Consider the following 26178-nt stretch of genomic DNA (forward strand, 5'->3'; position numbering starts at 1 on the left):
TTACAAGAGAAATGGGATAATAACAGGGGATTTCCTATTCCCGGCTCAATCCATAATATCTCCAAAATAAAAGATTTTGATTGACAACTGGAAATTTCATAGTATACTATGAAGTATATTATGCCAATCATAGTATACTTTAAAGTATACTATGATTGGCAACTCAACCGGAGGGTGCCCAAATTGCATACTATTTCAGTTGAAAACGGGTCTGTTCTGCTGGACGGGGCGTATTTTCTGGCCAAAGGGCTGCGGTGTTCCAATGGGCTGTATTCTGATGCCGCTGCGGATGACCTTGTCAGCCAGCTTGGGGTATATACGGCCCACGGCCTCAATTGTATAAGCGTTTTTATAATGGGCAACCGTTTCGGCAATGTCATGGGGTATCACCCAGACGGGACCCTGAACCATACGTACACGCAGCGGCTGGAACGGATAATAGAGGCCGCTGACCGGCTGAAGATGATGGTTATTGTTGGCTGCCTGTATTGGGGCGAGAGTGAAGCTAAATACGATTCCTGGACCCAGAAAGAGGCGGAACGGGCGGTATACGAAACGGCGCTCTGGCTCCGAACCAAAGGTTATACCAATGTCATCATAGATGTAGACAATGAAGGGATGGCCCTGGCCCAGAAGGGATTTGACAACCGGGCCCTGGTTGTTTCGGCAAAGTCGGCATATCCTTCGTGCCCCGTAGCGACAAACTTCATAGGCCTTCCGCCGGAAGAGGCTGATCTGGGACTGCACTTCAGCGATAAAGCCCCGGGAAAACCCTATATTGAATCCGAGGGTGTTCCCGAAAACGCCCCCGGCGGTTACTGGGTAAAATACTCCCGCTTTGAAGACCCCGGCAATACCTACCGGCGGGCGGACGTTTTAAATTACAACCACATCGGTATTTATACGGATGAGATGAAGACGGACCAGATAAACCGGACCATGGCGCATCTGGAACGGGGATACGGCTACATGCTGGCTTCGACCTGGCTCCAGGCCGTGCCGCCCTTCGGGCCCAATCACACCCTGGGAGGCTACGGTACCGAAACCGACCCGGGAATACGCTGGTGGGCAGAGTTTATTCTCAACCGGTACGGGCCGTATTCAAAATGAAACAGCTGGCGGTCAGCAGTTTTGCCTACCGGTACAACATCGGCTTCGATGGTTTTGCGTCGCCGCGGCCGCTAACCGCGGAGAACTTTCTGCGGCGGGCAGGGGATTTAGGCTTTCAGGGTGTTCAGATCTGCGAAAATCTTGGCATTGCAAAAATGTCCCGGGAAGAACTTCTCCGTATAAAGGAACTCGCCCGGGAACTGGGACTGTTTATCGAAGTCGGCATGAACGGGGCGGAAAAGGAAAACCTGCTTCTGCACCGTGAAATCGCGGAAACCCTGGGCTCAGATTTTGTCCGGGTTGTTCTCGGAGGAAAATCCCGCAAGACCGAAGCAGAAGCCGCCGAGGCGTCAAAAGGGTTCACCTATACAATTGGTTCGGTGCTGCCCCTTTTTAAGCAGAGTAAAATACGGATCGGCATGGAAAACCATTTCGATCTTCCCACCCGCTGGCTCAAAGCTATTGCGGATGCCGTCAATGATGAGTATCTGGGACTCATCCTGGATACCACCAACTGCATCCATTTTCTGGAACGCCCGGAGGAAGCCCTGGAAATATGCAGGGGCCGTATCGTGTCGGTTCACCTGAAGGATTATTCCGTAAAAAAAATTGAAGCCGGCCATTGTATCAGCGGTACGGTTCTACTGGACGGGGAACTGTCTGTTCAGCCGTTCCTGGATGCCTGTGACTCCATTGTGATGGAGATGACCATACGCCGCCCTGAGGGCTTTACGGCGGACCAGATACTTCAATGGGAAGATGAAGCCGTGGCCGTCAGCGCCGGCAGATTGATGGACTGTGTAAAACGGTAAGTCCGGAATTACGAAAATACGGAGGAAGCTGCGATGAATAAAATTGCCATTATTTCAAGTTTTCTGGGGGCCATTAAAAACCGGTATATAAATTACCAGGAAGACAGATCCCTGGAGGAGAAGTTCAAAATCGCCTCAGCCGTTACGGGATTATCCGGGTTTGAACTGTGCTACCCCCAGGATTTCGGTGACATTACACTTCTGCAGTCCCTGCTTAAGGAATATTCCCTGGGAGTGTCGGCGGTCAATTTCCGTTCACGGCGGACAGGGCAGTGGATGCGGGGGTCATTTTCCTCCGCCAGCAAGGATGAACGGGACGAAGTCGTGGAGGATCTTAAAAAGGCCATGGATACCGCCGCGGCGATGGGCTGCGGCAGGATTACCACCTGTCCGCTCAATGAAGGACACGACTATATCTTCGAAATGGATTACACCAGGGCATACGATTACTTTGAGGACAGTATCGCCCGGGCCGCCGGCCACAACCCCGGAATAAAAATCAGCATCGAATACAAATGGAACGATCCCCGGGCCCGGTGCTTTTTCGGAAACGCCGGCGAAACGCTGGCATTCTGCCAGCGGCTGGATCTGGACAATGTCGGTGTCACCCTGGATTTCGGCCACGCCATCCAAGCCGGAGAGCGGCCAGCCCAGTCGGCGGCCATGCTCGCGCGGGCCAATAAACTCTTCTACGTCCATATCAACGACAACGATAAAATCTGGGACTGGGACATGCTCCCGGGGGCGTACAACTTCTGGGATTTTATAGAGTTCTTCTATTACCTGAACAGACTGGGGTACAAGGATTGGTTTGCCATGGATATCTTCCCCAAGGAAGCCGACATGGCCAGCCACTTCAGTACCGCGGTAAAGGTAACCGAAAAGCTGTTTGATTTTTCGCAGAAACTTGATGAAAAGGAAATATCCCGCTTGTTTGAAAAGAGAGATCCAACTTTATCCATGGAATACTTGTATTCCTTAATTAATATGGGCGCTGAAAAATAGGAGGTACCTGTGATGAAAAAAATAATTTCCGGCATAGTTATTTTGACCGTGGTGCTGAGTCTGGGGTTAGCATCGTGTTCAAAATCATCGTCTTCAGAGACGTCGGAACCGCGCACACCCATTTCGATTGCGTGGCTTAACATGAAACCCAACGATACCATCGATCCGGTTACGGGAATAACCTACAAAGGCAGTTACGCCTTTAAAGAATTGCTGGAAAAGAAAATTCCCGAGGTAAGCATTTCTTTTGTGGCAATTCCCAACGAAAACTGGATACAGAAAATGGAAACCACCCTGACCACCGGGGAAGCCGATATCGGCTGGTACACCAACCAGATCCAGGCTTCGAAATGGTTTGTGGACAGCAGAACTATGATGGCCAATGACCCAGCGTTTACCGAAGCGGATTTTGAGAAAACCTTTACGGAGCCGGCAAAATTTTACACCCGGTATCATACCTTCGATGATCCCAAAAACACCGGGGCAATCTACGGGCTGCCCTACGATATCGGCGCGTATTATATAATGTACGATAAGAAGCTCCTTGAGGACTGGGGTATTACCCCGCCGAGCCAGACCGCTACATTTGACGAGCTCCTGGCCATCGCACAGAAAACCACCGGCATCAACCCGAAGACCGGCAAACAGAATTACGGTACCTATATCCAGCCCCGCTGGTCGGAATGGCTCGGAGTCGGCGCCGATATCTACCACGCAATATCTATTCCGGATATGGACATAAATAAACTCGACATTGCCAAAGACGTTGAGTACATCAAGGACAGCCCGGAAGTTCTGAAGTATTTCACCATCCTGCAGGAACTCATTAAATGCGCTCCTCCCGGTGCCGTAACCCAGACCGGTGCTGAAAACTGGCTCACCCCGGACAATAACATCGCGGTTATGTTTGACACAAGCAAAACCCAGGCGTATTACAGCTATGTTGTTGCCAATGACAAATCCGTGATGGACCGTTTCATTCCGATTTACCTGCCCAAGGGAAAACAGAACGTATCCGGATTCCCTGAGGTACACCACGTGGCAATAGCCCAGACATCAAAGAACCAGGAACTGGCCTGGAAGGTCATCAAGACGATTGCCACGGATAAGGATGTCCTGAACCTTATCTTTACGAACTACGCCTTGGGAAATGTGCCGGCGCTGGCTGATACATCGGGACTTGAGATTATGAAGGACAAGTTTTCCAATGACCGGTACCAGGAACGCCTGACCAGCACCTTCATCACCGATGATTACTGGTACTGGCGGGGACCGATCCAAGGTGTGTTCAGCGATCTCTATGTGGGCAAACTGACACCGGAGCAGGCCCGGGCAAAATTTTACAACGATACAGTCAAGTGGATCAGTGACAAGAAACTGCAGTCCGGGAAATAATCCCGCCGGATAACCGGATAATCTGCCGCTCGTACGGATCCGCTCCGAAGCGTCCGTACACGCGGCGGCAGATTCAGAATCTTATGGGGGTGACGGTATGAAAAGAAAAAAAGCAATTCCGGTATATATGGTTGTGTACTATATTTTCCTGTGCCTTGCGGTGGTAATTGTACTTATTCCGTTTATCTGGATGCTGTCGGCAAGTTTTGACAGGATAAACAGTTATGAACTGCCGTACCCCCCGCGTTTTATTCCGGCAAACCCTTCGCTGTTCAATTACCAGCTGGTGATAAAGAACCTTAATATCATCCAGTATATGTTCAACACCGTTATTGTGGTAATCATCAGCCTCGCGCTCCAGCTCATTCTGGCGCCCCTGGCGGGGTTCGCGTTTTCCAAGGGAACCTTTCCCCTTAAGATGCTCCTGCTGACACTGGTTCTGTCGAATATGATGGTACCCATCGAAACGAAAATACTGCCTATGTATCAGATGATAAAAGGCATGGGCCTTTCCAATACGTACCTGGGCATTGCCCTGCCGGCGGTTTTAACCAACGGTTTCTTTATCTTTCTGATGAAGAAATTCTGTGACGACCTTCCCAATGAACTGCTGGAATCCGGAACTCTGGACGGTGCCAGCCGGCTGCGGATTTACCTCCAGATTTACCTTCCCCTCATGGGACCCGGCCTGGCAACTTTGGCGGTACTGGATGTCATGAATGTCTGGAACGATCTGCTCTGGCCCATGATTGTGGTCAATAAAATTGAGATGTTTACCATTCAAGCCGGTCTGGCTATGTTTTCCAGCGGCGGGGATGCCGTTGCCGTCAGCAAGCATGCCGGTATGGCTACCGCAGCGTCGGTTCTATCGATAATACCGCTGGCTTTGGTTTTCATATTTCTGCAGAAGTACATTGTGCAGAGTATTGCCGTATCAGGGATTAAACAGTAATTCCGTTTTACTTTGGGAGTGTAATGTATGATCACAGGTAAATCGAAAATAGCACGGACCCTGAGGGTGCAATGGAGCTGGTATGTGTTTATCCTGGTAGCCATACTGGGAACCATAGTTTTTAATTTCATTCCTATTATTGTTAATATCATTGAATCCCTGAAAAACAGCAGCGGCAGATATATAGGCCTGGTAAACTATAAAATACTTTTTATGGATCCTCTGTTCCGTATTTCCATTGTCAATGTTGTGTATATGGGGATACTCACCCTGATCCTGAATATTCCTCTGGCCTTTTTATTCGCGAATATGCTAAACCGGATTACCAAGGGCAAGAATATTTTTAAAGTTTCATTCCTGCTGCCAATGATCATGTCCATCGTTTCGGTGGCCTTGATATTCAAATTCATCTTCAGCGCCGACCCGAACGGCCTGATGAATATAGTACTCAGATCCCTGGGCTTCCAGCCCCTCAAGTGGTTTTCATCACCCCAGACCGCCAGGGAAACAGTGGTTATCATGAATACCTGGAAAAACCTGGGGTATAATGTCATTCTATTTTTCGCGGGGCTGCAGAATATCCCGGCGGAGCTGTACGAAGCGGCATCCATCGACGGGGGCAATGAATACCATAAGCTGCGGTACATAACACTTCCCAGTTCGCGGAATACCTTCATCTTCGTGTATATTACTACCACTATTAATGTCCTGAAAAAGTTTTCCGATGTGTACGCCATTTCGGGACAGTACGGCGACCCCGGCAATTCGCTCCTGACGGTGATTCTGTATATTTACCGTAAATCATTTGCAACTACCACCCATACCGATGTGGGTGTAGGGTCAGCCGCTTCCGTGGTTCTGCTGATAATAATCCTGATTATTACCGCAATAAACTTACGGGTTTCAGAAAAAAAAGAATAATGGGAGACGTAATTCTATAAAACAAAGAATTGAATATTTTATCTGTTTTACTTATGGTAAACAGGAAAAAATCTGAAATAATTCCGGTATCCGCTTTGCGGCGGTACCCAGGAAAAAGGTTATAGTATGAAAAGCAGTATTTTAACACAGAAAGCATACGGACTCATAAAAGAAAAAATACTGACCCTGGAAATAAAACCGCACCAGCGTATTATGGAAAACGAACTGGCGGAAGATTTTGAAATCAGCCGTACACCGGTCAGGGAGGCTATTAAGCAGCTTATGAGTGAAGGGTTTATCATCAATATCCCGCATCAGGGCTATTACTGCGTAGCCCTGTCCTTAAAGGAAATCGATGAAATTATCGATGTGCGGCTGTCCCTGGAAACCCTGGCGCTGAAAACTTCTCTGAAAAACGGGTTTACCCCGGAGCAGCTTGGGATTCTGCAGAATCTCACCAATGAGTTTGAAAACAGTGTGGTCTCCGGGGACTCATCGAAAATAAATCTGCTGGACAGCGAGTTTCACCGCACACTGTATGAGTTTTCCGGAAACCAGATGCTGATTAAGTTTCTGCGGGACATCGAAGATTATATGACCATTGTTCGGAACATGGAGCTTTACGGCCTCGGGGTAGCCAAGGGCAACCTGGCGCTTCCGGACCATAAAAACATACTGAAAGCCTTGCAGGAAAACGATGAAGAAGAAGCCATACGCAGCCTTGAACACAATATTAACCAAATGAGGATAAACATATCCTCGTCAAGACTGTAATAAATCCGGAGAGTACCATGAAAGATTCAATCCATAAATATTTTAAAGTCGGCCTGATTGCGTTTATGGCATATCCGCGCTGTATTAAGGGAGACGATCCCGATTATCTGGACATCATCAGGAAAATCGCCTATGACGATTATTTTGACGCCATCGAGGTTTCCTGGTGCAAGGATTCCGCAGCCAGGGCCGCTTCCGCGGGAATACTGGAGCAGGCCCACATGACGGTATGTTACGGTGCCCAGCCCCGGCTTCTTACCACGGGGATGAACGCCAATGCCATTGATGAAAAAGAAAGACAAATGGCGGAGGCTACACTTATTGCGGCGGTTGACGAAGCGGAAGAAGTCGGCGCCCGGGGGATAGCTTTTCTGTCCGGCAAATGGCAGGAGGCAGCCAGGGACCAGGCCTACGCCCAGCTTTTAAAAACCACCCGGAACGTATGCGATTACGCAAAAAAGAAAAACATGTTCGTGGAACTTGAGGTTTTTGATTTCGATATTGCCAAGGCATCCCTCATCGGCCCCGCGCCGTACGCCGCTCAGTTTGCCGCGGATATACGGACAACCCACAGTAACTTCGGTCTTCTCATCGACCTTTCCCATATTCCCATGACCTACGAAACCCCGGAATTTGTCGTCCGGACCCTCAGACCGTATCTTACCCATTTCCATATCGGAAATACGGTTATAAAAAGCAGGGACACCGAGGGATACGGCGATGAACACCAGCGGTTCGGGTTTCCCGGAAGCGAGAACGATACCGAACAGGTCCTGGATTTCCTCAGGGTTCTGCGGAATGAGGGATTCTTCAATGCGAAAAACCCCTATGTTTTATCCTTTGAAGTAAAACCATGGAAAGATGAGGATCCCGACGCGGTGGTGGCCAATGCGAAACGGGTGCTGAACCGTGCCTGGGCCTTGCTGGAAGATTAGGAGTGTATCATGAAGATTGTTATTCTCGACGGCTATACGGAAAACCCCGGAGATTTAAGCTGGGACGGATTTACGTCATTGGGTGAATTAACGGTATACGACAGGACCCCGGCGGAAAAAATTGCTGAACGGATTGGGGACAGTGAGATTGTCATTCTCAATAAAACACCCATCACCCGGGAAATCCTCAGCTCCTGTCCGGGAATTAAATATATCGGCGTCCTGGCGACAGGGTACAATGTGGTCGATACTGCCGCGGCAAAAGAAAAAAATATTATTGTAAGCAACATTCCGACCTATGGAACAGCGGCGGTTGCCCAGATGGTGTTTGCCCTGCTTCTGGAAATCTGCCACCATGTGGGAGCCCATTCGGAGGCGGTTCACCGGGGAGACTGGACGAATAATCCCGATTGGTGTTTCTGGAATTACCCGCTGATCGAACTGGCCGGCAAAACCATGGGCATCATCGGCTTCGGACGTATCGGGCAAAACACCGCAAAGATTGCCCGGGCATTGGGCATGAAAGTTATTGCCTATGACGCAAATATAATCGAATCCGCCAGGGAATACGGAGAATACGTGACCCTGGATGAGCTTTTCCGGCAGTCCGATGTACTATCCCTGCACTGTCCGCTGCTTCCCTCCACCGAGGGTATTATCAGCAGGGAAAGCATCGCAAAAATGAAGGACGGGGTAATCCTGATAAACACATCCCGGGGCCCCTTGATTGCAGAACAGGATTTGGCTGACGCGCTTGATTCCGGCAAGGTATACGCCGCCGCCGTGGATGTGGTCTCGAAGGAACCGATCAGCGCGGATAACCCTCTGCTGACCGCAAAGAACTGCTTTATTACCCCCCATATTGCGTGGGCTCCAAAGGAAAGCCGTCAGAGGTTAATGGATATTGCCGTCGAAAACGTAAAGGCTTTTCTCGGCGGCAGCCCCGTCAATGTGGTAAACTGACGGGTTACGGGAGGATGGATTGTATGGGAATTTCTGAAGAAAGGGCAGGGTACCTCGAAAATCTCTGCAGGCAATTCAGAATCGATGTTATTACACAGCTTTATGCCGTTCAGACGGGCCACCCCGGAGGGTCCCTGTCGGTCTGCGAAATCCTGACGGCCCTGTATTTTGAAAAGGCCCGGAACAATCCACAGAATCCGAATGATCCCGGACGGGATAGAATTATTTTGAGCAAAGGCCACGCCGCCCCGATGCTGTACCGTATTCTGGCCGAAAGAGGATATTTTCCCGCGGATGATTTAAAAACACTGCGCCAGTTCGGCAGCCACTTACAGGGCCACCCCTGTTCCCATGGAACCAAGGGTGTGGAAGTTCCCACCGGCCCCCTGGGGCTTGGCCTCGGTGTCGCTGTCGGAAAAGCCCTGTCGCTGCAGCTGGATAAAAACCCCGCCTATGTGTACTGCATCCTTGGAGACGGAGAGCTGAACGAGGGAACGATCTGGGAATCAGCCATGAGCGCCAGCAAATTCAAACTGGACAACCTCATTGTAATCGTTGACCGTAATCACGTTCAGCTCGACGGGACCGACGAGGAAATCATGCCTCTCCTGGATCTTGGGAAAAAATTTGATGCCTTCGGGTTCAGAACATTTTCCTGCGAAGGACACAGTATCGCAGATATCTGCGATACCATCGACCGGGCTAAAGATGTCCGATCCATGCCCAGTGTCATTATTGCGGAAACGGTGAAAGGCAAGGGTGTATCGTACATGGAAGGACAAAACGCCTGGCACGGTAATCCCATAAACAGCCAGTATTTTGAACGGGCAATCAAAGAGCTGGAGGCAACACACTGATGGCAGCCACAATCCGCGAAGTCTATGGAAATGCTTTGGTCAAATACGGGAAAGACGATGACAGGGTCGTTGTCCTGGACGCCGATGTTTCATCCTCTACAAAATCAAATATCTTTGCCCAGACCTCCGGGGAACGGTTTTTTAATGTCGGCATCGCCGAAGCGAACATGGTAGCCATGGCCGCGGGTTTTGCGTCGGAAGGCAAGATTCCCTTTGTGAATACATTTGCGGTCTTTATATCAACCCTGGGGACGCTTGGAGCGAGAACCTTCGCCGGATACGGCAGGGCTCCTATTAAGTTTATGGGAGCCTACGGCGGTATGTCCGACGCTTTTGACGGGGCAACCCACCACGCCATTGAGGATATTGCCATCATGCGGGCCATTCCCGGGATTACCGTTCTGGTCGCTTCCGACGCGGTTCTTACCGATTGGATCGTCAAAACGGCAATTGAAACACCCGCGGCCATGTATGTGCGGCTTTCCCGGGACACCATGCCCGACCTGTACCGGCCTGATGAAAAATTCGAACTGGGCAAAGGAAAAATACTAAAAGAGGGCAGGGACGCGACAATCATCGCCTGCGGCATCATGAGCGGTTTTTCCCTTGAGGCAGCGTATATACTTGAAAAGGAAGGAATATCCGTCCGTGTGGTGGATATGTTCTCTATAAAACCTATTGATGAAGCGCTGATAAAACAATGCGCCAGGGAAACGAAAACTATTTTAACCGCCGAGGAGCACAGCAAAATCGGCGGACTGGGCAGCGCGGTTGCTGAGGTTCTCGCCGGTAACGGGCTGGGCACCCCTCTGACCATGATCGGCATAAACGACTGCTATACCCAGTCCGGGCCTTATAAGGATCTCTTGAAAGCTTATGAACTCGATGTTAACAGTATTGCTGATAAAGTGAAAAGCTGTATTAGATGAGCCTATAGACTAGTTTTTGTTTCTTTTTCGCAGTTCAGGGTATCCGAAATCATCCCGGTAGAAAAAACGTTTTATCACCCTGGAGAGCAGAAAAATTCCGACTACACCGCCTAAAAGTATCAGCATGGCATCCAGACCATTCATTTTTTTACCTCATATTAAGTATAACAAAAGCATAACAAAACCGGCCGGATGAACCTGTACATTATGTCAAAAATATTATTTATGTAATAACTTTCTTAAGAAAATACCATAATCCAGCTTTATATTGGATTTACCCTAACTTATGGTATAATCAAGCTATGGGTGTCACAATTAAGGATATTGCTCAGATTCTCGGGGTTTCCCATACCACTGTGAGCAGAGCGCTTCTGGACCGGCCCGATATTTCCGAACCTATGAAGGAAAAGGTTCGTAAAGTCGCCCGGGAACTGAATTACCAGACCAATGACCTGGCCCGGAGTCTCGTCAAAAATAAATCCAACGCCATCGGGCTGATCATTCCCGATATTGAAGACCCCCATTACGCCTCAATCTGCAAACAGCTTTCCCTCCGCCTGGAGGAATCGGGGTACAGTCTCCTGATCTGCAATTCCGAGCGGGACCGGGAAAAGGACCGGAAATGCATTGAATACCTGATGCGCCAGCGGGTCGCGGGCTATATCATTTTTTCCGGTAACATCCGGGAGGACATTTTTTCTGATTTTTTTGAACAGCACTTTCCCACGGTTTTAATCCACACCTACGGGGAACCCCTTGGGGTTGATTCGGTCATGGGCAATAACTTTCTCGGGGCATCCGCCGCGGTTCAGCATCTTATTAATATCGGTTACCGCAGAATCGCCCATTTCCGGGGATACGACAACGGTATTCCGAGCCAGGAACGGTACCACGCTTTTCTGGAGACCCTGGAAGAAAACAAAATCCTCCGGGAGAAATGCCCGATCATCGGCAATGAAGCCTCCTACGAAGGAGGGCTGTGGTCCGCGGAACAGCTCCTGAAGCTTCCCGAGCGTCCGGAGGCTGTTTTTACGGTAAATGACGCGGTCGCCATCGGCGCTATGCAGTACTTCTACAAGGCAGGCGTCCGGGTGCCTGAGGATATCGCCGTTATCGGTTTTGATGATGTCAGTGTGGCGAAAATGATGCCCGTTCCCCTCAGTACTGTCCGGCTTTCAGCCTATGAAATCGCAGATAACGCGTGGAAACAGCTCAGGGAACAGATTTCCGGGACCCGGCTTCCCGGGGACCACAAAAATACTCTGGTTGAGCCATCCCTGGTGATCAGGGATACCTGCGGGTATAAGCTCAAACAAAGCGCCGCCAAAAGAAAAACACTCGAAAACAAGGCCTAGACCCTGGAACTGGTACATTTTTCACGCACAAAAAATTTGACTTTTCCCATAACTATGATATTATAATAAATATCTCTACTTTAACGTGTGCGTAAATAAGAAGCTTTTCCGTTTGTGGATTGGAGAGCACAGAAACAAACCATAGGGAGGAAACTATGAAGAAACGTTTCGTTTCGGCGGCGGTATTGGTACTGGCTTGTATGCTGTTGGCTGTACCGGTAATGGCTGGAGGCCAGAATGACAAAGGCAGTGCTACCGGGGACGGTCCCATAGTTCTGCGTTTTTACTTTCCCGTCGGTGTCGCCGGACCGCTTGCAACCTACATGGGTGAAATGGCCGCGGAATTTACGAAAGCCCATCCCAATATTATCGTTGAGCCTATCTATTCCGGGGGATACATCGAAACCATACAGCGGGCTCTGACTTCGAGCAAAGCCGGCAATCCTCCGGATGTAGCCTTGCTTACCGCGGCTGATATTTGGACCGGTGTGGATGAGAAAATCATCCTGCCTCTGGGGCCGTTTATCAAACAGGAAGGCGGCGATGCGTTCCTGTCCCGCTACTTTGAAGCCTTTCTCGATGACTGCGACGTAGCGGGGGAGTATTACGCCCTGCCGTTCCAGAAGAGCACCCCGATTTTCTATTACAACAAGGATATGTTCCGGGAAGCCGGGCTTGATCCGAATAAGCCGCCCGCGACCTGGACAGAAATGAAGGACATGGCGCAGAAACTCGTCCAAAAGGAACGGGGTGAAACCACCCGCTGGGGCGTGGAAATTCCCATTGACCAGTGGCTGCTGTCGTGCTTCATTTTCCAGAACGGAGGCCAGATCAACAATCCCGAGGGAACAAAGACCTTCCTCAATTCCTCTGAGGCAATCGGCGCTCTGGAATTCCTGCAGTCCCTGTCAGCGGAAGGACTTATGCCCGCCCGCCGGCTTTTCGGCGATTCATCGGCGGATTTTGTGGCCGGCAAAACTGCTATGATGTACAATTCCACCGGAAGCATGGCCTTTGTCAAGGAAAGCGCCACCTTTGACTGGGGGGTCGCATTCCTCCCGGAAAACAAAAAGCGCATCGTCGCCACCGGCGGCGGCCAGCTGGTTATCATGTCCGGCATACCGGAAGCCCGTCAGAAGGCGGCGTGGGAATTCCTTAAATGGATGACCGAGCCCGAACAGGCTGCCTACTGGAGCATGAAGACCGGCTACGTGGCGGTAAACAAAGGGGCCTTTGATGTTCCCGAGATGAAACAATACGTGGAAGGTTTCCCGTATTCCATCGCTGCCCGGGACCAGCTCCAGTATGCGGTTGGGGAGCCTCCTTCAACCCACAATGCCCGCCAGATTTCCCGGTTCATGACCGATGCCATTGAAGGAGCCCTGGCCGGCCGGGTAACACCTGCGGCGGCTCTTAACAGCGCCCAGGCAGAAGCGGAAAAAGTTCTCCAGGCGTACAACAAGTAATTCTGCGGAAGAGCCCCGGCTCCGGCCGGGGCTCGGGGAACCACCGCCGGAAGCTTCACGCGGCAGACCGAACATTAAGAAACATTAAGAAGAATTGCTGAGGTAGTCCATGAAATCCCATAGAAAACTGCGGACCTATATACTGGGATATGTACTCATTCTCCCGAGTATGCTCTTTCTTATTTCTTTTACCTATTACCCGGTGGTCCGGTCTTTTGTGCTGAGCCTGTTCCGGCAGGTGCCCGGCGCGGGCCAATCATTTATCGGTTTCGGGAATTACGCGGAAATGTTCGGTACGGAGCTTTTCCGCCAGGTTATGTGGAACAATCTCATATATTCCCTGGGAAGCACCATCCCGTCGATTATTCTCGGGCTGATTTTTGCCCTTCTCCTGAACGGAAAAATCAGGGGCAGGGGATTTTTCAGATTTTCATTCTTTTACCCGACCATGATCCCCATCGCGGCGGCATCCATGGTGTGGATTTTCCTCTTTACCCAGTCCTACGGACTGGTCAACAAAATTCTCGGCATTCTCCATTTACCTTCAAACATTGACTGGCTTAATTCCACCCCTTACGCGATGGTCGCTATCATCTGCGTATCAATATGGAAATTCGCCGGATATTACATGCTGCTTTTTCTTTCCGGACTCCAGTCCATTGATCCGAGCTACTATGAGGCGGCGCTTCTCGAGGGGGCATCAACCTGGCAGAAAACCTATAAGATAACCCTGCCGCTCCTGTCGCCGACCACTTTTTTTATCGTCCTTATGGCAATTATCAATTCGTTCCAGTCGGTGGATCAGATATACGTGATGACCCGGGGCGGCCCTTACAATACCACCAACGTCCTCCTGTATTACATATACCAGTACGGGTTTGTGTATTGGGATACCGGAACCGCCAGCACCGCCTCTTCCGTGCTGTTCATAATCCTTTTGATCATAACGGTTATTTACTACCGCGGTCTCCAGCACTTTGTGAGTTACGAGAGGTAGGCCATGAAAAAAAACAGCATCACCCCCGCGGGGGTATTCAAATACCTGTTCCTGATTATCTCAGCGGCGATTATCCTGCTTCCGCTGGTATGGCTGGCCACCACGGCGTTTAAGACAAAGGCTGAAATTTTCTCAAACCCCTTTGCCTTGCTGCCGGAACAGTTCAGCATGAAGAATTTTACCGACGCGTGGGCGTACGCTCCCTTCGGAAAATACTATATGAATACCATTGTCACTTCCCTGGGGCTTCTGATAGTCCAGCTCGTAACCGTCACCATGGCTGCCTTCGCCTTTGCCCGGCTGTCTTTTCCGGGAAGGGACCTGTTTTTTATGCTGTTTCTCACACAGCTCATGATAACACCCCAGAGCACCATTTTTCCGAATTACCTGACGGTAAGCCAGATGCGTCTCCTGGACACCCGGATCGGGGTAATGATTCCGTACTTCGCTTCGGCCATGGGGACGTTTCTCCTGAGGCAGTCCTTTAAAAGCATTCCCGACGCGCTGGAGGACGCCGGAAAACTCGACGGCTGCAACACTTTCCAGCTGATTTTCCATATCTTCATTCCCGAGGTAAAACCGGCAATGATCGCGTTTTCCATTCTGAGCGTCACCCACCACTGGAACGAATTTATGTGGCCGCTCCTGGTCACCGAAACCGCCCGGTCCAGAACCTTGACGGTGGGGCTTACGGTGTTTGCCCAGCAGGCCGAGGGCGGGGCTGAATGGGGGCTGCTCATGGCGGCGACGCTGATTGTCGTACTGCCGCTTCTCATAGCCTTTACGCTTTTCCAGCGGCTGTTTGTGCAGTCGTTTACCAGTTCAGGGATAAAGGGGTAGCAAACATGGACGAATTACGGCTTGTTCTTTTCGGGGATACCCACATCGGTCCGAATTCCGAATGCAGACCCGGGGATGAAGTTGAAGGATTAATGAGACAATTTACGGATATCGTTAATACCGAAATTAAACCCGACCTTGTAATTGACCTTGGGGACCGGGTAAATAACCGGGACCATGATTCGGATAAAAAGAACCTGGAAATAATCGCCGCTGTACTTCGGAACCTGACAGTGCCCTGTGCCCATATTTTCGGCAACCACGATATCCATTACCTGACAAAAGAAGAGAACGAAAGCATCTTGAATTCCGAACTGAAATACCGGTCGAGCACCGTGAAGGGTTTCGAGCTTATTTTTCTCGATACCGCGGATCCGATCGTTGAGTTTATCGGCGGTGATGTGTCCGGCAGCCAGCTCCAGTGGCTTCGCGGAACCCTGCAGAAAAACGACAAGCCAAAGCTTGTATTCGGCCACCATCCCATAGAAACCCAGAATCTCGCCGGAAATCCCCATTTTACGGCTTTCCCCCATCTCGCGGCGCTCCGGGACGGCGGGAGAATTTCCGAGCTTCTGAAACAAACGAATTCGGTAATCGCCTATATCAGCGCCCATGTCCATTGGTTCTATTTTTTGACCCGGGGGCCGCTCCATTTTATTTCTGTCCCGTCCTTTGTCGAAGCGTATCCCCTTAATAAAAACGCCCCCGGTATGTATGCGGAACTCACCGTAACCGGGGACGGAGCCGTAACAACCGTTGTCAAAAGCATCAATCCGAAACGGGTGCTGGGGTATTACGAAGCGAAGTAACGGGGATTTGGTTTCCTTCTGAACCGGTTTGTCTGGGCGCCGGGGATAGCCGCCCGGGGTATAAATTTGCATAACCCCGTAAAACCTATTAGACTTTTACCTGACATACAGGCCGTACAGTTTGTATGGCCGCCGAAAACCAGTTCAAAAGAGGAGTACAAGTATGAAAGGAAATCCAAAACTCATCGATGCGTTGAATATGCTTCTGGCAGGGGAATTAACCGCAATCAACCAGTACATAGTACATGCCGAAATGTGTGAAGACTGGGGTTATGGAAAACTCCATGAACATTTTGAGAAGCGGGCTATTTCTGAAATGAAGCACGCGGAAAAACTCATCGGGCGTATTCTCTTTCTTGAGGGATCTCCGGTGGTTTCTACACTCAACAAGATTTCCATCGGAAAGGATGTGCCTGCGATGCTTGCCAATGACCACAAAGCCGAGGCTGATACCATAAAGGATTACAATGCCACCATTGCGCTGGCCGCGGAAGTAAAGGACCATGCCACCAGGGATTTCCTCCAGGAAATCCTTAATGATGAAGACAAGCATATTGATGATATTGAAGCTCTCCAGGACCAGACGGAGCAGATGGGCATACAGATATTTCTTTCCACTCAGTCCGAAGAGTAACCGCTACACCGGGACGGAAGCAATGGGAGGAGCTTTTGTCCCGGCCAATGTAAAAAAGAGACGTAAAAATGGGATCCCGCATTATTATCTATTTCTTGTCGGAGCTGGAATATAACAATTCAGTATTTTGGATGAATGAAAACAACGGGTTTTACCGGGATGCCAAAAACGAATTCCAAACATTAACTAAACGGATAGTCAGGCAGATTTCCTCCTTTGACGAATCCGTAGCCAATTTGCAGAAAAATGATGTCATCTTCGGATTGGACAGGGATACGAGATTCCGCAGGGAAAAGCGGCCCTACAGCACCTGTTTTTCCGCGGATATTCCTTCAAAAAACAACAAAATGCCGGTCTTCGCCGCGTACCGAATATACATCCGGCCCGCGTCTTCCGCGATTATGGGAGGAATTTTCGAAACCCGTTACCCGGAAATGGCGGACACTATCCGAAAATATATGATTGAACACTGCGATGAATTCCTGGAAATCATCGATGATTACATATTCAAGCATACCTTTACCATATTCGGAGAGAAGCTGCGGCAGATACCCTGGTATATTGACACAAACCATCCCCTGACGGAATTGCTCATGAACAAATCCTGGATTGTTTCTTACCCAATAGACAATAGCCAGCTCGAGTTTCCCGACATCCTGATCGACTGCATTATCGAAAAGTTTAAAATCATGCAGCCCTTCATAAATTTTTTCAACAAGGCCCTGGAACCGGCCGCCATATAACCTGCCGCGGCTGTAAAGCGTTTTGTTGCGGCGTTAGGTTTACCTTCCGGAAATAAAAAGCCCCTTCAATGAAGGGGCTTTTTTCAGAAAAACCCGGGAGATCCGGGTTCAGGCGTTTACTGGCGGGCGCTGTTTTGGGAATTCTGGCTGTTGCTGTCACTGCTGCCGGAATACTGGCGCAGATCCCCCAGAAGGGCTCTGGCGCGCTGCTGCACCGGCCGGATATAGGGACCGTCGGCTATCCTGATGATTGTGCGGATCGCCGAGGGATCCTTAAGGCCGCCGTTTTTCTCGGCGAGGATTTCAAACGCCTCAAGGGCGGAAAGGGCGAGCAGGTTATCGGGGTTGAGCACATCGAAACGGGTAACCACCCACGAAATAGCATTGACGGTTTCGTCGTTATCATTTAACCCGATTTTTGCCAGGGATTTGACCGCCTCTGTCAGAACCATGGGCTCAGGGTCGGCGAGAACGACCTTGATCAGGGCATCCTTCGCCTCAACGGTTCCGAGTTCACCGAGGTACATGGCGGCTTTGGCCCGAACATCGGGGTAGTTGTTCACCACGCGGCCGTTCTCCCGGGCTTTGTTCATGACCCCTTCCAGGGCCATGTATTCCAGGGCTTCCTTGACTTCCGTCCCGGTATTGCCTCTGCCGATAGCGTCGCCGATATATTCCAAAGCGATCATTTTCATATCCCTGCTTTCAGCCCGGCTCTGCTCACGGATAACCATAAGTTCCACCGACTGCTGCAGATACGATTCTTCAACGGACATTTCCCGCTGATTATTGGAACTCTGGGCCATCACTGCGGATATGCCGGTCAACAGAATCACAGTCACTGCAATACAGCGTTTTACTATGACCATCGTGTCTCCTCCAAATCTTCAAACTCCGCAGGAATCAGTCCGGCGGTAACGGTTACTTTTATAATTTCGGCTTAATTCCTCAATTTATTATCTTCCATCCATCCGCGTTTTTTTCCAGGTTGTAGAGGCGCAGGCGCTGGCCGTTGGGCGTTATGGTATACGCCTTTACCCGGTTCTGACCGATGAACTCTATGTCGTCCACCCGGTCGTTTGCCCTGGAAGGAACCACGACATACTGAAAATAATCCTGGGGCGTCCGGAGCACGATCCGCTGGGTTTTAAGCCGGGCGGATTCGGAAATCTGAGCCAGGTAATCCGGGGAACTGATGGCGGCAAAATAATCTTTGCCGAGATAAGAAACCCAGGTATCGTAATCCCGGGACCGGATAATGCTGTTCAAATTCTGGATCAATTCCTGTACGTCTATTTTTGTTGAATCAAATACTTCCTGCGGAATGGTGCTGGGATCGAATTCCTCTTCCGCATCCGGTTCTTCAGGCAGAACAACATCGGGAATATCCTCCAGCACCGGTTCATCGGGCTGGACCGGAATTTCCTGCACCGGATCACCGGGTGCATCCGGAACACTCCGGCAGGCGGAAACTGCCAGTATTAAAAAAATGCTGCCCAAAATAAAAAAAGCTGTAATTATTTTCTTCATACCGGTTCCCATTCTACCTGAGGATTCCCGCTCAGTCAAATAGCTTACGGTAAAATTATACAATACTGAGCAATAAAAAACCAGGGCGCCCGCAGTAAACTAGCGCTCCAGCCCCGCAGCATGGAACTGCCGGTACCAGGGGGCGCTTTCCGGATTGAAAGACCCGGTGTTTCCCGCCACCTTGACCATGCAGGGGCGCCGGGTTTATGCTTTGGATATGCTTAAAGCAGCGTTTCCCGGATCATTCGATCCGCCTACATTCGGCCACATGAATATCATCCAGCGGGCCCGGGGTATTTTCGATGAACTCATTATCGTGATCGCCGAAAACCGCCAGAAAAAGTACCTTTTTTCCGCGGAAGAACGGATAGACATGATGCAGGATCTGGTCAAACCCTGGGATAATGTATCCGTGGAAATCTGTGATTCCCTTATTGTGGATTTTCTCCGGAAAAAAAAGATTCCCGTCCAAATCCGCGGCGTTCGGGGGGTGTCGGATTTTTCATACGAATTCGAACTTTCCATGATGAACAAAGGCCTCGACCCCAGTATCGAAACTATATTTATGACCACGGATCCCGAGTATTTTGTGCTCCGGTCTTCCAGCATTAAGGAACTGGCGTCCTTCCACGGGGATGTTTCAAGCATGGTTCCCCGGAGTGTTGCAGAGGCTCTTAAAAAAAAGTATACTTAGAACAATAATCCGATCAATCTTGACACTTTTCATTGTTTTTGTTATGTTGAGTCCGATTTTGAAGGGATAACCACAGAAGAGAGGTTTATAATGGCAGTACCTAGATCGAAAACATCTAAGGCAAGAACCCGCCGGCGGCAGTCAATAAACATGAAGCTGACGGCCCCGACCATGGTTGAATGCAGTACCTGCGGAAATCAGGTGTTGCTGCACCGGGTATGTCCTAAATGCGGTTTTTACCGGGGCAAGCAGGTAATTGTTCCCGAATCCAAAGCATAATTCTACAGAGGATTTAAGTAAGGAGAAATAGAAAATGGATGAATTATTCGAAAAAATGAAGAAACTGATCGCAGATAAGCTGGAAATTGACCCGGCGAAAATTACCCTGGATGCTTCGTTCCGCCAGGATCTCGGCGCGGACAGCCTCGACACCTACGAACTGGTATATGCCATTGAGGAAGAAATGGGTATTTCCATCCCCGATGAGAAGGCCAATGAGTTTGAAACCGTCCGGGATGCCTACGAATACATCAAATCCCAGCAGAAATAACCCATGGCGGATCGCTTTCAGAATGCGGTCTGCGAACTTCCGGCGCTGAGCCCCGGAAGAAAGAAAGAACTGGCGGCTTTTCAGAAGACCGCGGCGATAAGGTTCAAAAGCCCGGAGCTTTTGAACCTTTCTTTCATGCACCGGTCCGTATCCAATGAGACAAACCTAAAAATAAACAATGAACGGCTTGAATTCCTCGGCGACGCCATTCTGGGGGCGGTAACGGCCACCCTTCTGTACGAACGGCTCCGGGACAGGGCCGAGGGCGATCTTGCCAAAATCAAATCAGTGGTTGTTTCTGAGGATGTTCTGTCAGGGGTCGCCCTGCAGCTGCAGATAGACAGCTGCCTTATCCTGGGCAAAGGGGAGGAGCTCTCCGGAGGGCGGACCAAAAAAGCCATCCTGGCGGACGCCATGGAAGCACTGATCGGGGCGTATTACCTTGATTCCGGGTACAAGGCGGTCTTTTCCTTTGTCAGCCGCTGTATCGCTCCGGAAATCGAACGGGTTCTCAATAAAAAACACCACCAGGACTACAAGACCCTGCTTCAGGAGCTCAGCCAGCGGCTGTTTAAAGCGTATCCCCAGTACCATCTGGTCAAACGGACCGGCCCTGAACACGAACGGCTTTTCTGGATGGAAGTAACCCTCAACAGCCGAACCTACGGTCCGGGGACGGGGAAGAACAAAAAAAGCGCCGAACAGGAAGCGGCAAAGATCGCCTACGAAGAACTGAACGGCGAGTGACCTATCCGCCGTAGCGCCTGTTTATATTCCCCGCGATTTCCGAAAGCCGCTCCGCTGTGTTTAGATCCGGATCATCCAGAACAGCCTCCAGCAGTTCATTCAGAATAATACCGATACGCTTGCCCGGCTGTACACCGAGGCGGATAAGGTCGTTTCCATTGACCGCCAGATCCTTAAGGGACAGCGCCTTGCCTTCGGACAGTATACGGTCGACCCTGCTGATCAGGGGACAGAGAAAATCCGCGGGAAGTTCCGTTCCCGCGGTGGCGAAGGCATCAGCCCGGCGCAGCGCGTACAGAGCATCCAGATACGGTTCGCCCACCCTGATAATAAACCGGCGCACCGCCGCATCGCTCCAGGATTCATCGTAGTGGAACATATGCTGCCGGATCAGGTGGACCACGGTATCAATGACCGTATTGGGATACCGCAGCCTGAGCAGAATATTCTTCGCAAGTTCAGCGGATTCCCGTTCATGCTGGTGAAAAGTCCAGATATTTCTTTCGTCCAGTTTCCGGGTTACGGGTTTTCCCAGGTCGTGGAACAGGGCGGCGAGGCAGACTTCCAGGCGCTGATTTTCCCCGTCGTCTCCGCAAAAATTTTTTGCGGCTATTCCTCTGGGATCATTTGCCGCGAAATCACAGGCCAGCAGTGAATGGCCGAGGACGTCGAACCGGTGGAATCCCTTCTGATCGATATTTCTGCAGGCCGCAAGCTCCGGCAGAAGCAGCTGCAGCAGTCCCGTCCGTTCCATGGCCAGAAAGGCGGTGGATGGTTTGCGGGATGTAACAATCCTGCTGAGTTCATCCTTTATCCGTTCTGGCGCGACCCGTTCGGTTACGGGAAGCGCCCCGGGAATTGCCGCCAGGGTGGCGTCTTCAATATCGAATCCAAGCTGGGCGGCGAACCGGACCGCCCGTACCGGCCGGAGACCGTCCTCGCAGAACCGTTCCCCGGGATTTCCGACACACCGGATCAGCCGCCGCATAATATCCTCCCTGCCGTGATAGGGATCAACCGTATCTCCGGCGGGAAGGCGCAGGGCAATGGCGTTCATGGTAAAATCCCTGCGGGAGAGATCCTCCTCAATGGTGGCCGCGTACCGCACCGTGTCAGGCCTCCGGCCGTCGGTATAATCCGATTCGGTCCTGAAGGTGGTCGACTCTATGGAATGGCCTTTGAAGCGGATGGTTACGGTTCCGTGTTTTATCCCCGTGGGAATTACCTTGGCAAACATGGCCATGACTTCCTCGGGGCGCGCGTCGGTGGCGATATCCCAGTCGTTCGGGTAACACCCCAGCAGGAGATCGCGGACGGCGCCGCCGACGAGATATACCTGTTTTTTATGCGCCCCGAAAATTCCCGCTATTTCCTTAAGAACCGGGTTTATGCGTTGATTGCCCATCATCTGGCACTATAATATAATCCGAGGGGTTGGGGAAAGGGGAGTATATGCGGGGAATCGTTTGCATCGGCGGGGAAGGGCCGCCGCCGGAATTTCTACAGCGCTTAGCCGCAGGGGCCGATTTGATTGTGGCCGCTGATTCGGGGCTCATGGCGCTGGAAGACGCCGGTGTCAGTGCCCATTGGATTGTCGGCGACATGGATTCCCTGGATGACGCGGGCCGCCTCGAAAAATACCCCCCGGAACGGGTTCTCCGGTATCCGGAGGACAAGGATTATACCGATACGGAACTCGGCCTGAAACTGCTTTTTGAGCAGGGCTGTCAGGAAACCTGGATTGCCGGCGGGGGCGGCGGCAGGATTGACCACCTCTTAGCCATCCGTTCCCTTTTTGAACGGGACCGGGCGCCCTCCCGCTGGATAACCGCCCGGGATGATATCTGCTGCATCGAAAACGGAGCCGGCCTGTCCCGGCACCCGGCTCCGGGAACCCTGGTTTCCGTATTTCCCCTGGGGCCGGGGCCCTGGAAAGCCCGGAGCGCGGGACTGACCTGGCCTCTGGATGACCTTCCGTGGAACCGTGGATTTTTCGGGATCAGCAACAGAGCGGAACGGGGCGATTTTTCAGTTACCGCTGAAAAAGGGCGTTTTTTACTGGTTTTGCCTCTTGATTTACCCTAAAGCAAAACATCACATTGTGCAGTAAATAATACACTTTCCCGGTTATTCATCAGAGAGTGCGGTAAAGGCGGCGGTCATCCGTTCCCGGGTAACCGCCAGATCCTCCACCAGAACCCGTTTCCCCGCGAGCAGCTCCGCGATGCCGATTTCCCTGGGGTACCGGGGGATAACGTGCATATGAAGGTGGTTTATGGAAGCCCCGGCAACGGGGCCCATGTTATAGCCGATGTTGTACGCCGCCGGGGTGTACAGCCCATCAAGAACGGAAAGGGCTTTATCAAGACCGGCATCCAGGGCCAGCCGTTCTTCGGTGCCGAGCTGACGGATGTCTTCTGTGTGCCGCAGGGGAAAAATAAGCAGGTGCCCGGGATTGTAGGGATACAAATTAAGGGAAATGCCGATGTGGCTGTTCCGGTATACCACCATATTGGTTACATCGGGGCTGTTCTCCCTGATGAGGCACAGTATACAGCCTTCAGGCCGTTTGCCTTTGAGGTACGCGAATTTATCGAAATTAAAAAAGTATTCCATGCTGAACGCTGCCTATTGGCCTCCGGCACTGCGCAGTATGTCCGCCGCCCCGGACCCTGATTCAAGGGCAAGATACTGGAGCAAGACCGGATATTTCGTCAGCAGTTCACCGTATTTTTCCAGTTCATCAAACCGGAGCCGGGAGGTTATGTGGCTTTCAGCGGCCTCACCGGCCGCGGCGGTCAGGGAACTCCGCTGCCGGTCGAGGTACTCCCCGTACAGGGACCGGGCTGATTCATAGAGCAGGAAATCCGGGAACCGGGCCACATTGATAATCAGGGATAGGTTTTCGATATCGGGAAATGCCCCTTCAATTTCCGCCTTGAGTCCCTCCACGGAACCGACAGCCAGGATTTCTTCCATCTTTTTCTGGTCCTCGGCGTATACCCGCAGACGCTGTACCGTGAAGGCGCTGATGTCATCCGCCAGCCGGGACTCATAGGCATCGAGTTCATCCTGGGTCCCGATGTTCCGGCTGTTCATCAGGGAAATAAGGGCGTCCGGCCGTATATTGAATGACAGGGACCCGGAAACTTCATAGGTAAAATCCATGGAAAGGCCAACCAGGGACGCGTAGGTTTCGCCCGATGGCAGGGATCCCTTGGCGGTGATCTGCCGGTTTACCGGATCAAGACTGAACACACTGATCACCGCGTTCGTCGGAATAAGCTTGTACCAAACCCAGCGGAATTTTCCATCCCGGATAATCTCGGGGTCAATGCCATGGGTTTTTGTGCGCATGATACCGTATGATCCCGGAGGAACCGTGAGCTGGGTCCAGCCAAAGACAAATCCCACACCGGCCAGTATGATGAGTATTATGAAAAGGACAATAAATACTTTCCTCATAGAACCTTCCTTGACTATTATTATAATATGATACGCCGAAAATATAATAACTATCCAGCCCAATAGGAGCTTTTGTGAAATTTTCCAGACCCGCAAAAAAATCACTGATTTTAATTCTCGTTAAGCGGGCGGTTTTCTTTTTGCTGGCACTGTGTCTGATTACGGTTTTCCTGTATGTTATTGGTACATCCCAGGGGTTTATGGATATTACCCAGATTATCCTCCTCCGGCTGTCAACGATTTTTGCGATATTTCTTGCCATCGGCGCCGCGTACGGGGCAATTCTCGACGCATCCATGGTGATCCGCAGCAAACGGTCACAGTACGCGGGCGGGACTGTGGTGTATTTGCTGCTTGTTGTTCTGGGCGGAATCATCGCCGCCCTGGCGGCGTTTATTATTGTGCTTTCCGGAGGAAATATACCCTGATGGGAGAAAAACAGCTTTTTGCGATCCGCGGCGCTGTCCAGTGCCGAAACGAAGCCGCTGATATTACCGACCAGGTCAGCGGTTTGTACGACGAAATACTGCGTCTGAACAGCCTGGACGAAGAAGCTATCGTGTCGGTAGTTTTTTCGGTTACCGGGGATTTGGATGAGAAAAATCCCGCCGCGGCGCTCCGCCAGTCGGGCAGGGCCCAGAACCTCGCGCTCTTCGCGGTTCAGGAAGCCCGGGTCAAGGGCGGCCTGGAACGGACCATCCGGGTACTGATCCACTGCTACCTTCCTCCGGAAACGGAAATACGGCACAGTTACCGGAACGGGGCGGAAGTACTCCGACCCGACAGAGCCCCATGACGGGCCCTGCAGAACCGTTATCCTCGGGTGTTTTTTGGCTTAAGAGATTCAATAATCCCCCTTGACCAAGAATACACATATTCGCTATAGTACCGATAGTTCCGAACGCCATCTTAGCTCAGCTGGCTAGAGCGCGTGACTTGTAATCTCGAGGTCCCCGGTTCGACTCCGGGAGATGGCTTAGCCGGTTTTATGGTAAAGGAACTGAACAATAACGGGGAGATTCCCGAGTGGTCAAAGGGGGCAGACTGTAAATCTGTTGGCTCAGCCTTCGAAGGTTCAAATCCTTCTCTCCCCAAAAGCCTTCCTGTACAGGAAGGCTTTTTTTAATTTCCGTATGTGTTACTGTGGTGTTAAACAGGGTAACCGCAGCATGGCGGGAACAGGCCCCGCTGGGTGAGGCTACCTGCATTATTATTTTATGGAGTGAGTATGGCGGATAAGCCATTTTATTCCCAGGGACTACCATTCTCCTGCCAGCGGTGCTCTTCCTGCTGCCGCCACGACCCCGGTTTTGTATTTCTTTCCGAAAAAGATGTCAATAAACTAGCTAGGGCTTTAAAAATGCGCTATATTAGTTTTGTGGAAACATTTTGCAGGTGGATTCCCGCCGGCGGAGGAACGGAACAGCTTTCATTAAAGGAATTATCCAATTTTGACTGTGTTTTCTGGAAAGAAGGCTGTACGGTGTATGAATCCCGGCCTCTGCAGTGCCGGACTTTTCCATTTTGGCATTCTATAGTTGCTTCCCGGGATTACTGGGATATATATAAACAGGACTGCCCCGGTATCGGCCGGGGACCGGTCCGAAGCATGGCCGAAATCGACAGTTGTTTGGCCCAGCGGGTTTTAGAACCGGTTATCACGAGAAAACAGAAGGAATAAGGCGGGAAAGAATA

The 26178-nt window shown here is 51.0% G+C and carries 32 protein-coding genes and 2 tRNA genes; 28 read left to right on the top strand and 6 right to left on the bottom strand.

The window, feature by feature from the left end:
* The first annotated feature begins 183 nt into the window (after positions 1–183).
* The 11 genes from JFL75_RS04105 (at position 184) to JFL75_RS04155 (ending at position 10653) form a co-directional block, all read left to right on the top strand.
* Entirely contained in the window at positions 184–1110 is a 927-nt protein-coding gene (locus JFL75_RS04105; RefSeq protein ID WP_215625428.1) for a hypothetical protein, read from the top strand.
* Positions 1107–1922: a sugar phosphate isomerase/epimerase family protein gene (locus JFL75_RS04110; protein ID WP_215625429.1), complete on the top strand. Its 816-nt coding sequence runs from the start codon at positions 1107–1109 to the stop codon at positions 1920–1922. The genes JFL75_RS04105 and JFL75_RS04110 overlap by 4 nt, the downstream gene beginning before the upstream one ends.
* A 33-nt stretch (positions 1923–1955) precedes the next feature.
* Positions 1956–2927 carry a sugar phosphate isomerase/epimerase family protein gene (locus JFL75_RS04115; RefSeq protein WP_215625430.1) on the top strand — a complete coding sequence of 324 codons (972 nt, stop codon included), beginning with the start codon at positions 1956–1958 and terminating at the stop codon, positions 2925–2927.
* 12 nt (positions 2928–2939) lie between these two features.
* A complete protein-coding gene (locus JFL75_RS04120) occupies positions 2940–4322 on the top strand; it encodes an ABC transporter substrate-binding protein (protein WP_215625431.1) in 1383 nt (460 codons plus the stop codon).
* A 97-nt stretch (positions 4323–4419) separates the two neighbouring features.
* On the top strand, positions 4420–5274 hold the full coding sequence (locus JFL75_RS04125; protein ID WP_215625432.1) for a carbohydrate ABC transporter permease: 855 nt from the start codon (positions 4420–4422) through the stop codon (positions 5272–5274).
* A gap of 27 nt (positions 5275–5301) precedes the next feature.
* A complete protein-coding gene (locus JFL75_RS04130) occupies positions 5302–6195 on the top strand; it encodes a carbohydrate ABC transporter permease (RefSeq protein WP_215625433.1) in 894 nt (297 codons plus the stop codon).
* 126 nt (positions 6196–6321) lie between these two features.
* Positions 6322–6969, top strand: coding sequence for a GntR family transcriptional regulator (locus JFL75_RS04135; protein ID WP_215625434.1), 648 nt, complete (start codon positions 6322–6324; stop codon positions 6967–6969).
* 17 nt (positions 6970–6986) lie between these two features.
* Positions 6987–7904 carry a sugar phosphate isomerase/epimerase family protein gene (locus JFL75_RS04140; RefSeq protein ID WP_215625435.1) on the top strand — a complete coding sequence of 306 codons (918 nt, stop codon included), beginning with the start codon at positions 6987–6989 and terminating at the stop codon, positions 7902–7904.
* Positions 7905–7913: 9 nt separating this feature from the next.
* Positions 7914–8867: a D-2-hydroxyacid dehydrogenase gene (locus JFL75_RS04145; protein WP_215625436.1), complete on the top strand. Its 954-nt coding sequence runs from the start codon at positions 7914–7916 to the stop codon at positions 8865–8867.
* A 23-nt stretch (positions 8868–8890) separates the two neighbouring features.
* Entirely contained in the window at positions 8891–9724 is an 834-nt protein-coding gene (locus JFL75_RS04150; RefSeq protein WP_215625437.1) for a transketolase, read from the top strand.
* The gene (locus tag JFL75_RS04155; RefSeq protein ID WP_215625438.1) at positions 9724–10653 is read left to right on the top strand and encodes a transketolase family protein; all 930 of its coding nucleotides are present in this window, start codon (positions 9724–9726) and stop codon (positions 10651–10653) included. The genes JFL75_RS04150 and JFL75_RS04155 overlap by 1 nt, the downstream gene beginning before the upstream one ends.
* A 9-nt stretch (positions 10654–10662) precedes the next feature.
* Here the strand turns inward: JFL75_RS04155 and JFL75_RS20855 are convergent, their stop codons facing one another.
* Positions 10663–10797, bottom strand: coding sequence for a hypothetical protein (locus JFL75_RS20855; RefSeq protein ID WP_285291959.1), 135 nt, complete (start codon positions 10795–10797; stop codon positions 10663–10665).
* A 158-nt stretch (positions 10798–10955) separates the two neighbouring features.
* Between JFL75_RS20855 and JFL75_RS04160 the strand changes: the two genes are divergently transcribed.
* From JFL75_RS04160 to JFL75_RS04190, 7 genes are all read left to right on the top strand, one after another.
* Positions 10956–12008 (top strand): LacI family DNA-binding transcriptional regulator, encoded by a 1053-nt coding sequence (locus JFL75_RS04160; RefSeq protein ID WP_215625439.1) that lies wholly within the window; start codon positions 10956–10958, stop codon positions 12006–12008.
* A gap of 155 nt (positions 12009–12163) precedes the next feature.
* A complete protein-coding gene (locus tag JFL75_RS04165) occupies positions 12164–13474 on the top strand; it encodes an ABC transporter substrate-binding protein (protein WP_215625440.1) in 1311 nt (436 codons plus the stop codon).
* Between the two features lie 109 nt (positions 13475–13583).
* Entirely contained in the window at positions 13584–14471 is an 888-nt protein-coding gene (locus JFL75_RS04170; protein WP_215625441.1) for a carbohydrate ABC transporter permease, read from the top strand.
* 3 nt (positions 14472–14474) lie between these two features.
* Positions 14475–15311, top strand: a complete 837-nt coding sequence (locus JFL75_RS04175) for a carbohydrate ABC transporter permease (protein ID WP_215625442.1) — start codon at positions 14475–14477, stop codon at positions 15309–15311.
* 5 nt (positions 15312–15316) lie between these two features.
* Positions 15317–16120: a metallophosphoesterase family protein gene (locus JFL75_RS04180; RefSeq protein ID WP_215625443.1), complete on the top strand. Its 804-nt coding sequence runs from the start codon at positions 15317–15319 to the stop codon at positions 16118–16120.
* 163 nt (positions 16121–16283) lie between these two features.
* Entirely contained in the window at positions 16284–16754 is a 471-nt protein-coding gene (gene bfr / locus JFL75_RS04185) for a bacterioferritin (RefSeq protein ID WP_215625444.1), read from the top strand.
* Positions 16755–16822: 68 nt separating this feature from the next.
* Positions 16823–17497, top strand: coding sequence for a DUF2461 domain-containing protein (locus JFL75_RS04190; protein ID WP_215625445.1), 675 nt, complete (start codon positions 16823–16825; stop codon positions 17495–17497).
* Positions 17498–17613: 116 nt separating this feature from the next.
* On the opposite strand, the gene JFL75_RS04195 is transcribed toward JFL75_RS04190, so the two are convergent.
* Positions 17614–18366 carry a HEAT repeat domain-containing protein gene (locus tag JFL75_RS04195; RefSeq protein ID WP_215625446.1) on the bottom strand — a complete coding sequence of 251 codons (753 nt, stop codon included), beginning with the start codon at positions 18364–18366 and terminating at the stop codon, positions 17614–17616.
* A 79-nt stretch (positions 18367–18445) separates the two neighbouring features.
* Complete coding sequence (locus JFL75_RS04200; RefSeq protein ID WP_215625447.1) at positions 18446–19027, bottom strand: hypothetical protein; 582 nt, start codon at positions 19025–19027, stop codon at positions 18446–18448.
* A 217-nt stretch (positions 19028–19244) separates the two neighbouring features.
* On the opposite strand from JFL75_RS04200, the gene coaD reads away from it, so the two are divergent.
* The 4 genes from coaD to rnc all read left to right on the top strand — a co-directional run bounded on the left by coaD (position 19245) and on the right by rnc (position 21018).
* On the top strand, positions 19245–19721 hold the full coding sequence (gene coaD / locus JFL75_RS04205; RefSeq protein ID WP_215628709.1) for a pantetheine-phosphate adenylyltransferase: 477 nt from the start codon (positions 19245–19247) through the stop codon (positions 19719–19721).
* Positions 19722–19811: 90 nt separating this feature from the next.
* Positions 19812–20000 carry a 50S ribosomal protein L32 gene (rpmF, locus tag JFL75_RS04210; RefSeq protein ID WP_215625448.1) on the top strand — a complete coding sequence of 63 codons (189 nt, stop codon included), beginning with the start codon at positions 19812–19814 and terminating at the stop codon, positions 19998–20000.
* 34 nt (positions 20001–20034) lie between these two features.
* On the top strand, positions 20035–20271 hold the full coding sequence (acpP, locus tag JFL75_RS04215; RefSeq protein ID WP_215625449.1) for an acyl carrier protein: 237 nt from the start codon (positions 20035–20037) through the stop codon (positions 20269–20271).
* A 3-nt stretch (positions 20272–20274) separates the two neighbouring features.
* On the top strand, positions 20275–21018 hold the full coding sequence (rnc, locus tag JFL75_RS04220; protein WP_215625450.1) for a ribonuclease III: 744 nt from the start codon (positions 20275–20277) through the stop codon (positions 21016–21018).
* 1 nt (position 21019) lies between these two features.
* On the opposite strand, the gene JFL75_RS04225 is transcribed toward rnc, so the two are convergent.
* Entirely contained in the window at positions 21020–22423 is a 1404-nt protein-coding gene (locus JFL75_RS04225) for a CCA tRNA nucleotidyltransferase (RefSeq protein WP_215628710.1), read from the bottom strand.
* A gap of 47 nt (positions 22424–22470) precedes the next feature.
* Between JFL75_RS04225 and JFL75_RS04230 the strand changes: the two genes are divergently transcribed.
* On the top strand, positions 22471–23103 hold the full coding sequence (locus tag JFL75_RS04230; RefSeq protein WP_215625451.1) for a thiamine diphosphokinase: 633 nt from the start codon (positions 22471–22473) through the stop codon (positions 23101–23103).
* Between the two features lie 42 nt (positions 23104–23145).
* Here the strand turns inward: JFL75_RS04230 and JFL75_RS04235 are convergent, their stop codons facing one another.
* Together JFL75_RS04235 and JFL75_RS04240 are read right to left on the bottom strand one after the other, a co-directional pair.
* On the bottom strand, positions 23146–23634 hold the full coding sequence (locus JFL75_RS04235; RefSeq protein WP_215625452.1) for an HIT domain-containing protein: 489 nt from the start codon (positions 23632–23634) through the stop codon (positions 23146–23148).
* Between the two features lie 12 nt (positions 23635–23646).
* Complete coding sequence (locus tag JFL75_RS04240) at positions 23647–24483, bottom strand: hypothetical protein (protein WP_215625453.1); 837 nt, start codon at positions 24481–24483, stop codon at positions 23647–23649.
* Positions 24484–24557: 74 nt separating this feature from the next.
* Here JFL75_RS04240 and JFL75_RS04245 point away from each other — a divergent pair, with 74 nt between their 5' ends.
* From JFL75_RS04245 to JFL75_RS04265, 5 genes are all read left to right on the top strand, one after another.
* Positions 24558–24911 carry a hypothetical protein gene (locus tag JFL75_RS04245; protein ID WP_215625454.1) on the top strand — a complete coding sequence of 118 codons (354 nt, stop codon included), beginning with the start codon at positions 24558–24560 and terminating at the stop codon, positions 24909–24911.
* Complete coding sequence (gene aroH, locus JFL75_RS04250; protein WP_223292759.1) at positions 24911–25279, top strand: chorismate mutase; 369 nt, start codon at positions 24911–24913, stop codon at positions 25277–25279. Before JFL75_RS04245 ends, aroH begins: the two co-directional genes overlap by 1 nt.
* A 107-nt stretch (positions 25280–25386) precedes the next feature.
* Positions 25387–25460: transfer RNA gene (locus JFL75_RS04255), tRNA-Thr, on the top strand.
* Between the two features lie 35 nt (positions 25461–25495).
* Positions 25496–25577: transfer RNA gene (locus tag JFL75_RS04260), tRNA-Tyr, on the top strand.
* A 134-nt stretch (positions 25578–25711) separates the two neighbouring features.
* Positions 25712–26164, top strand: a complete 453-nt coding sequence (locus JFL75_RS04265; protein WP_215625455.1) for a YkgJ family cysteine cluster protein — start codon at positions 25712–25714, stop codon at positions 26162–26164.
* Positions 26165–26178: the final 14 nt, after the last annotated feature.

The sequence above is a fragment of the Breznakiella homolactica genome, assembly GCF_016616095.2.
Classification (GTDB): Bacteria; Spirochaetota; Spirochaetia; order Treponematales; family Breznakiellaceae; genus Breznakiella; species Breznakiella homolactica.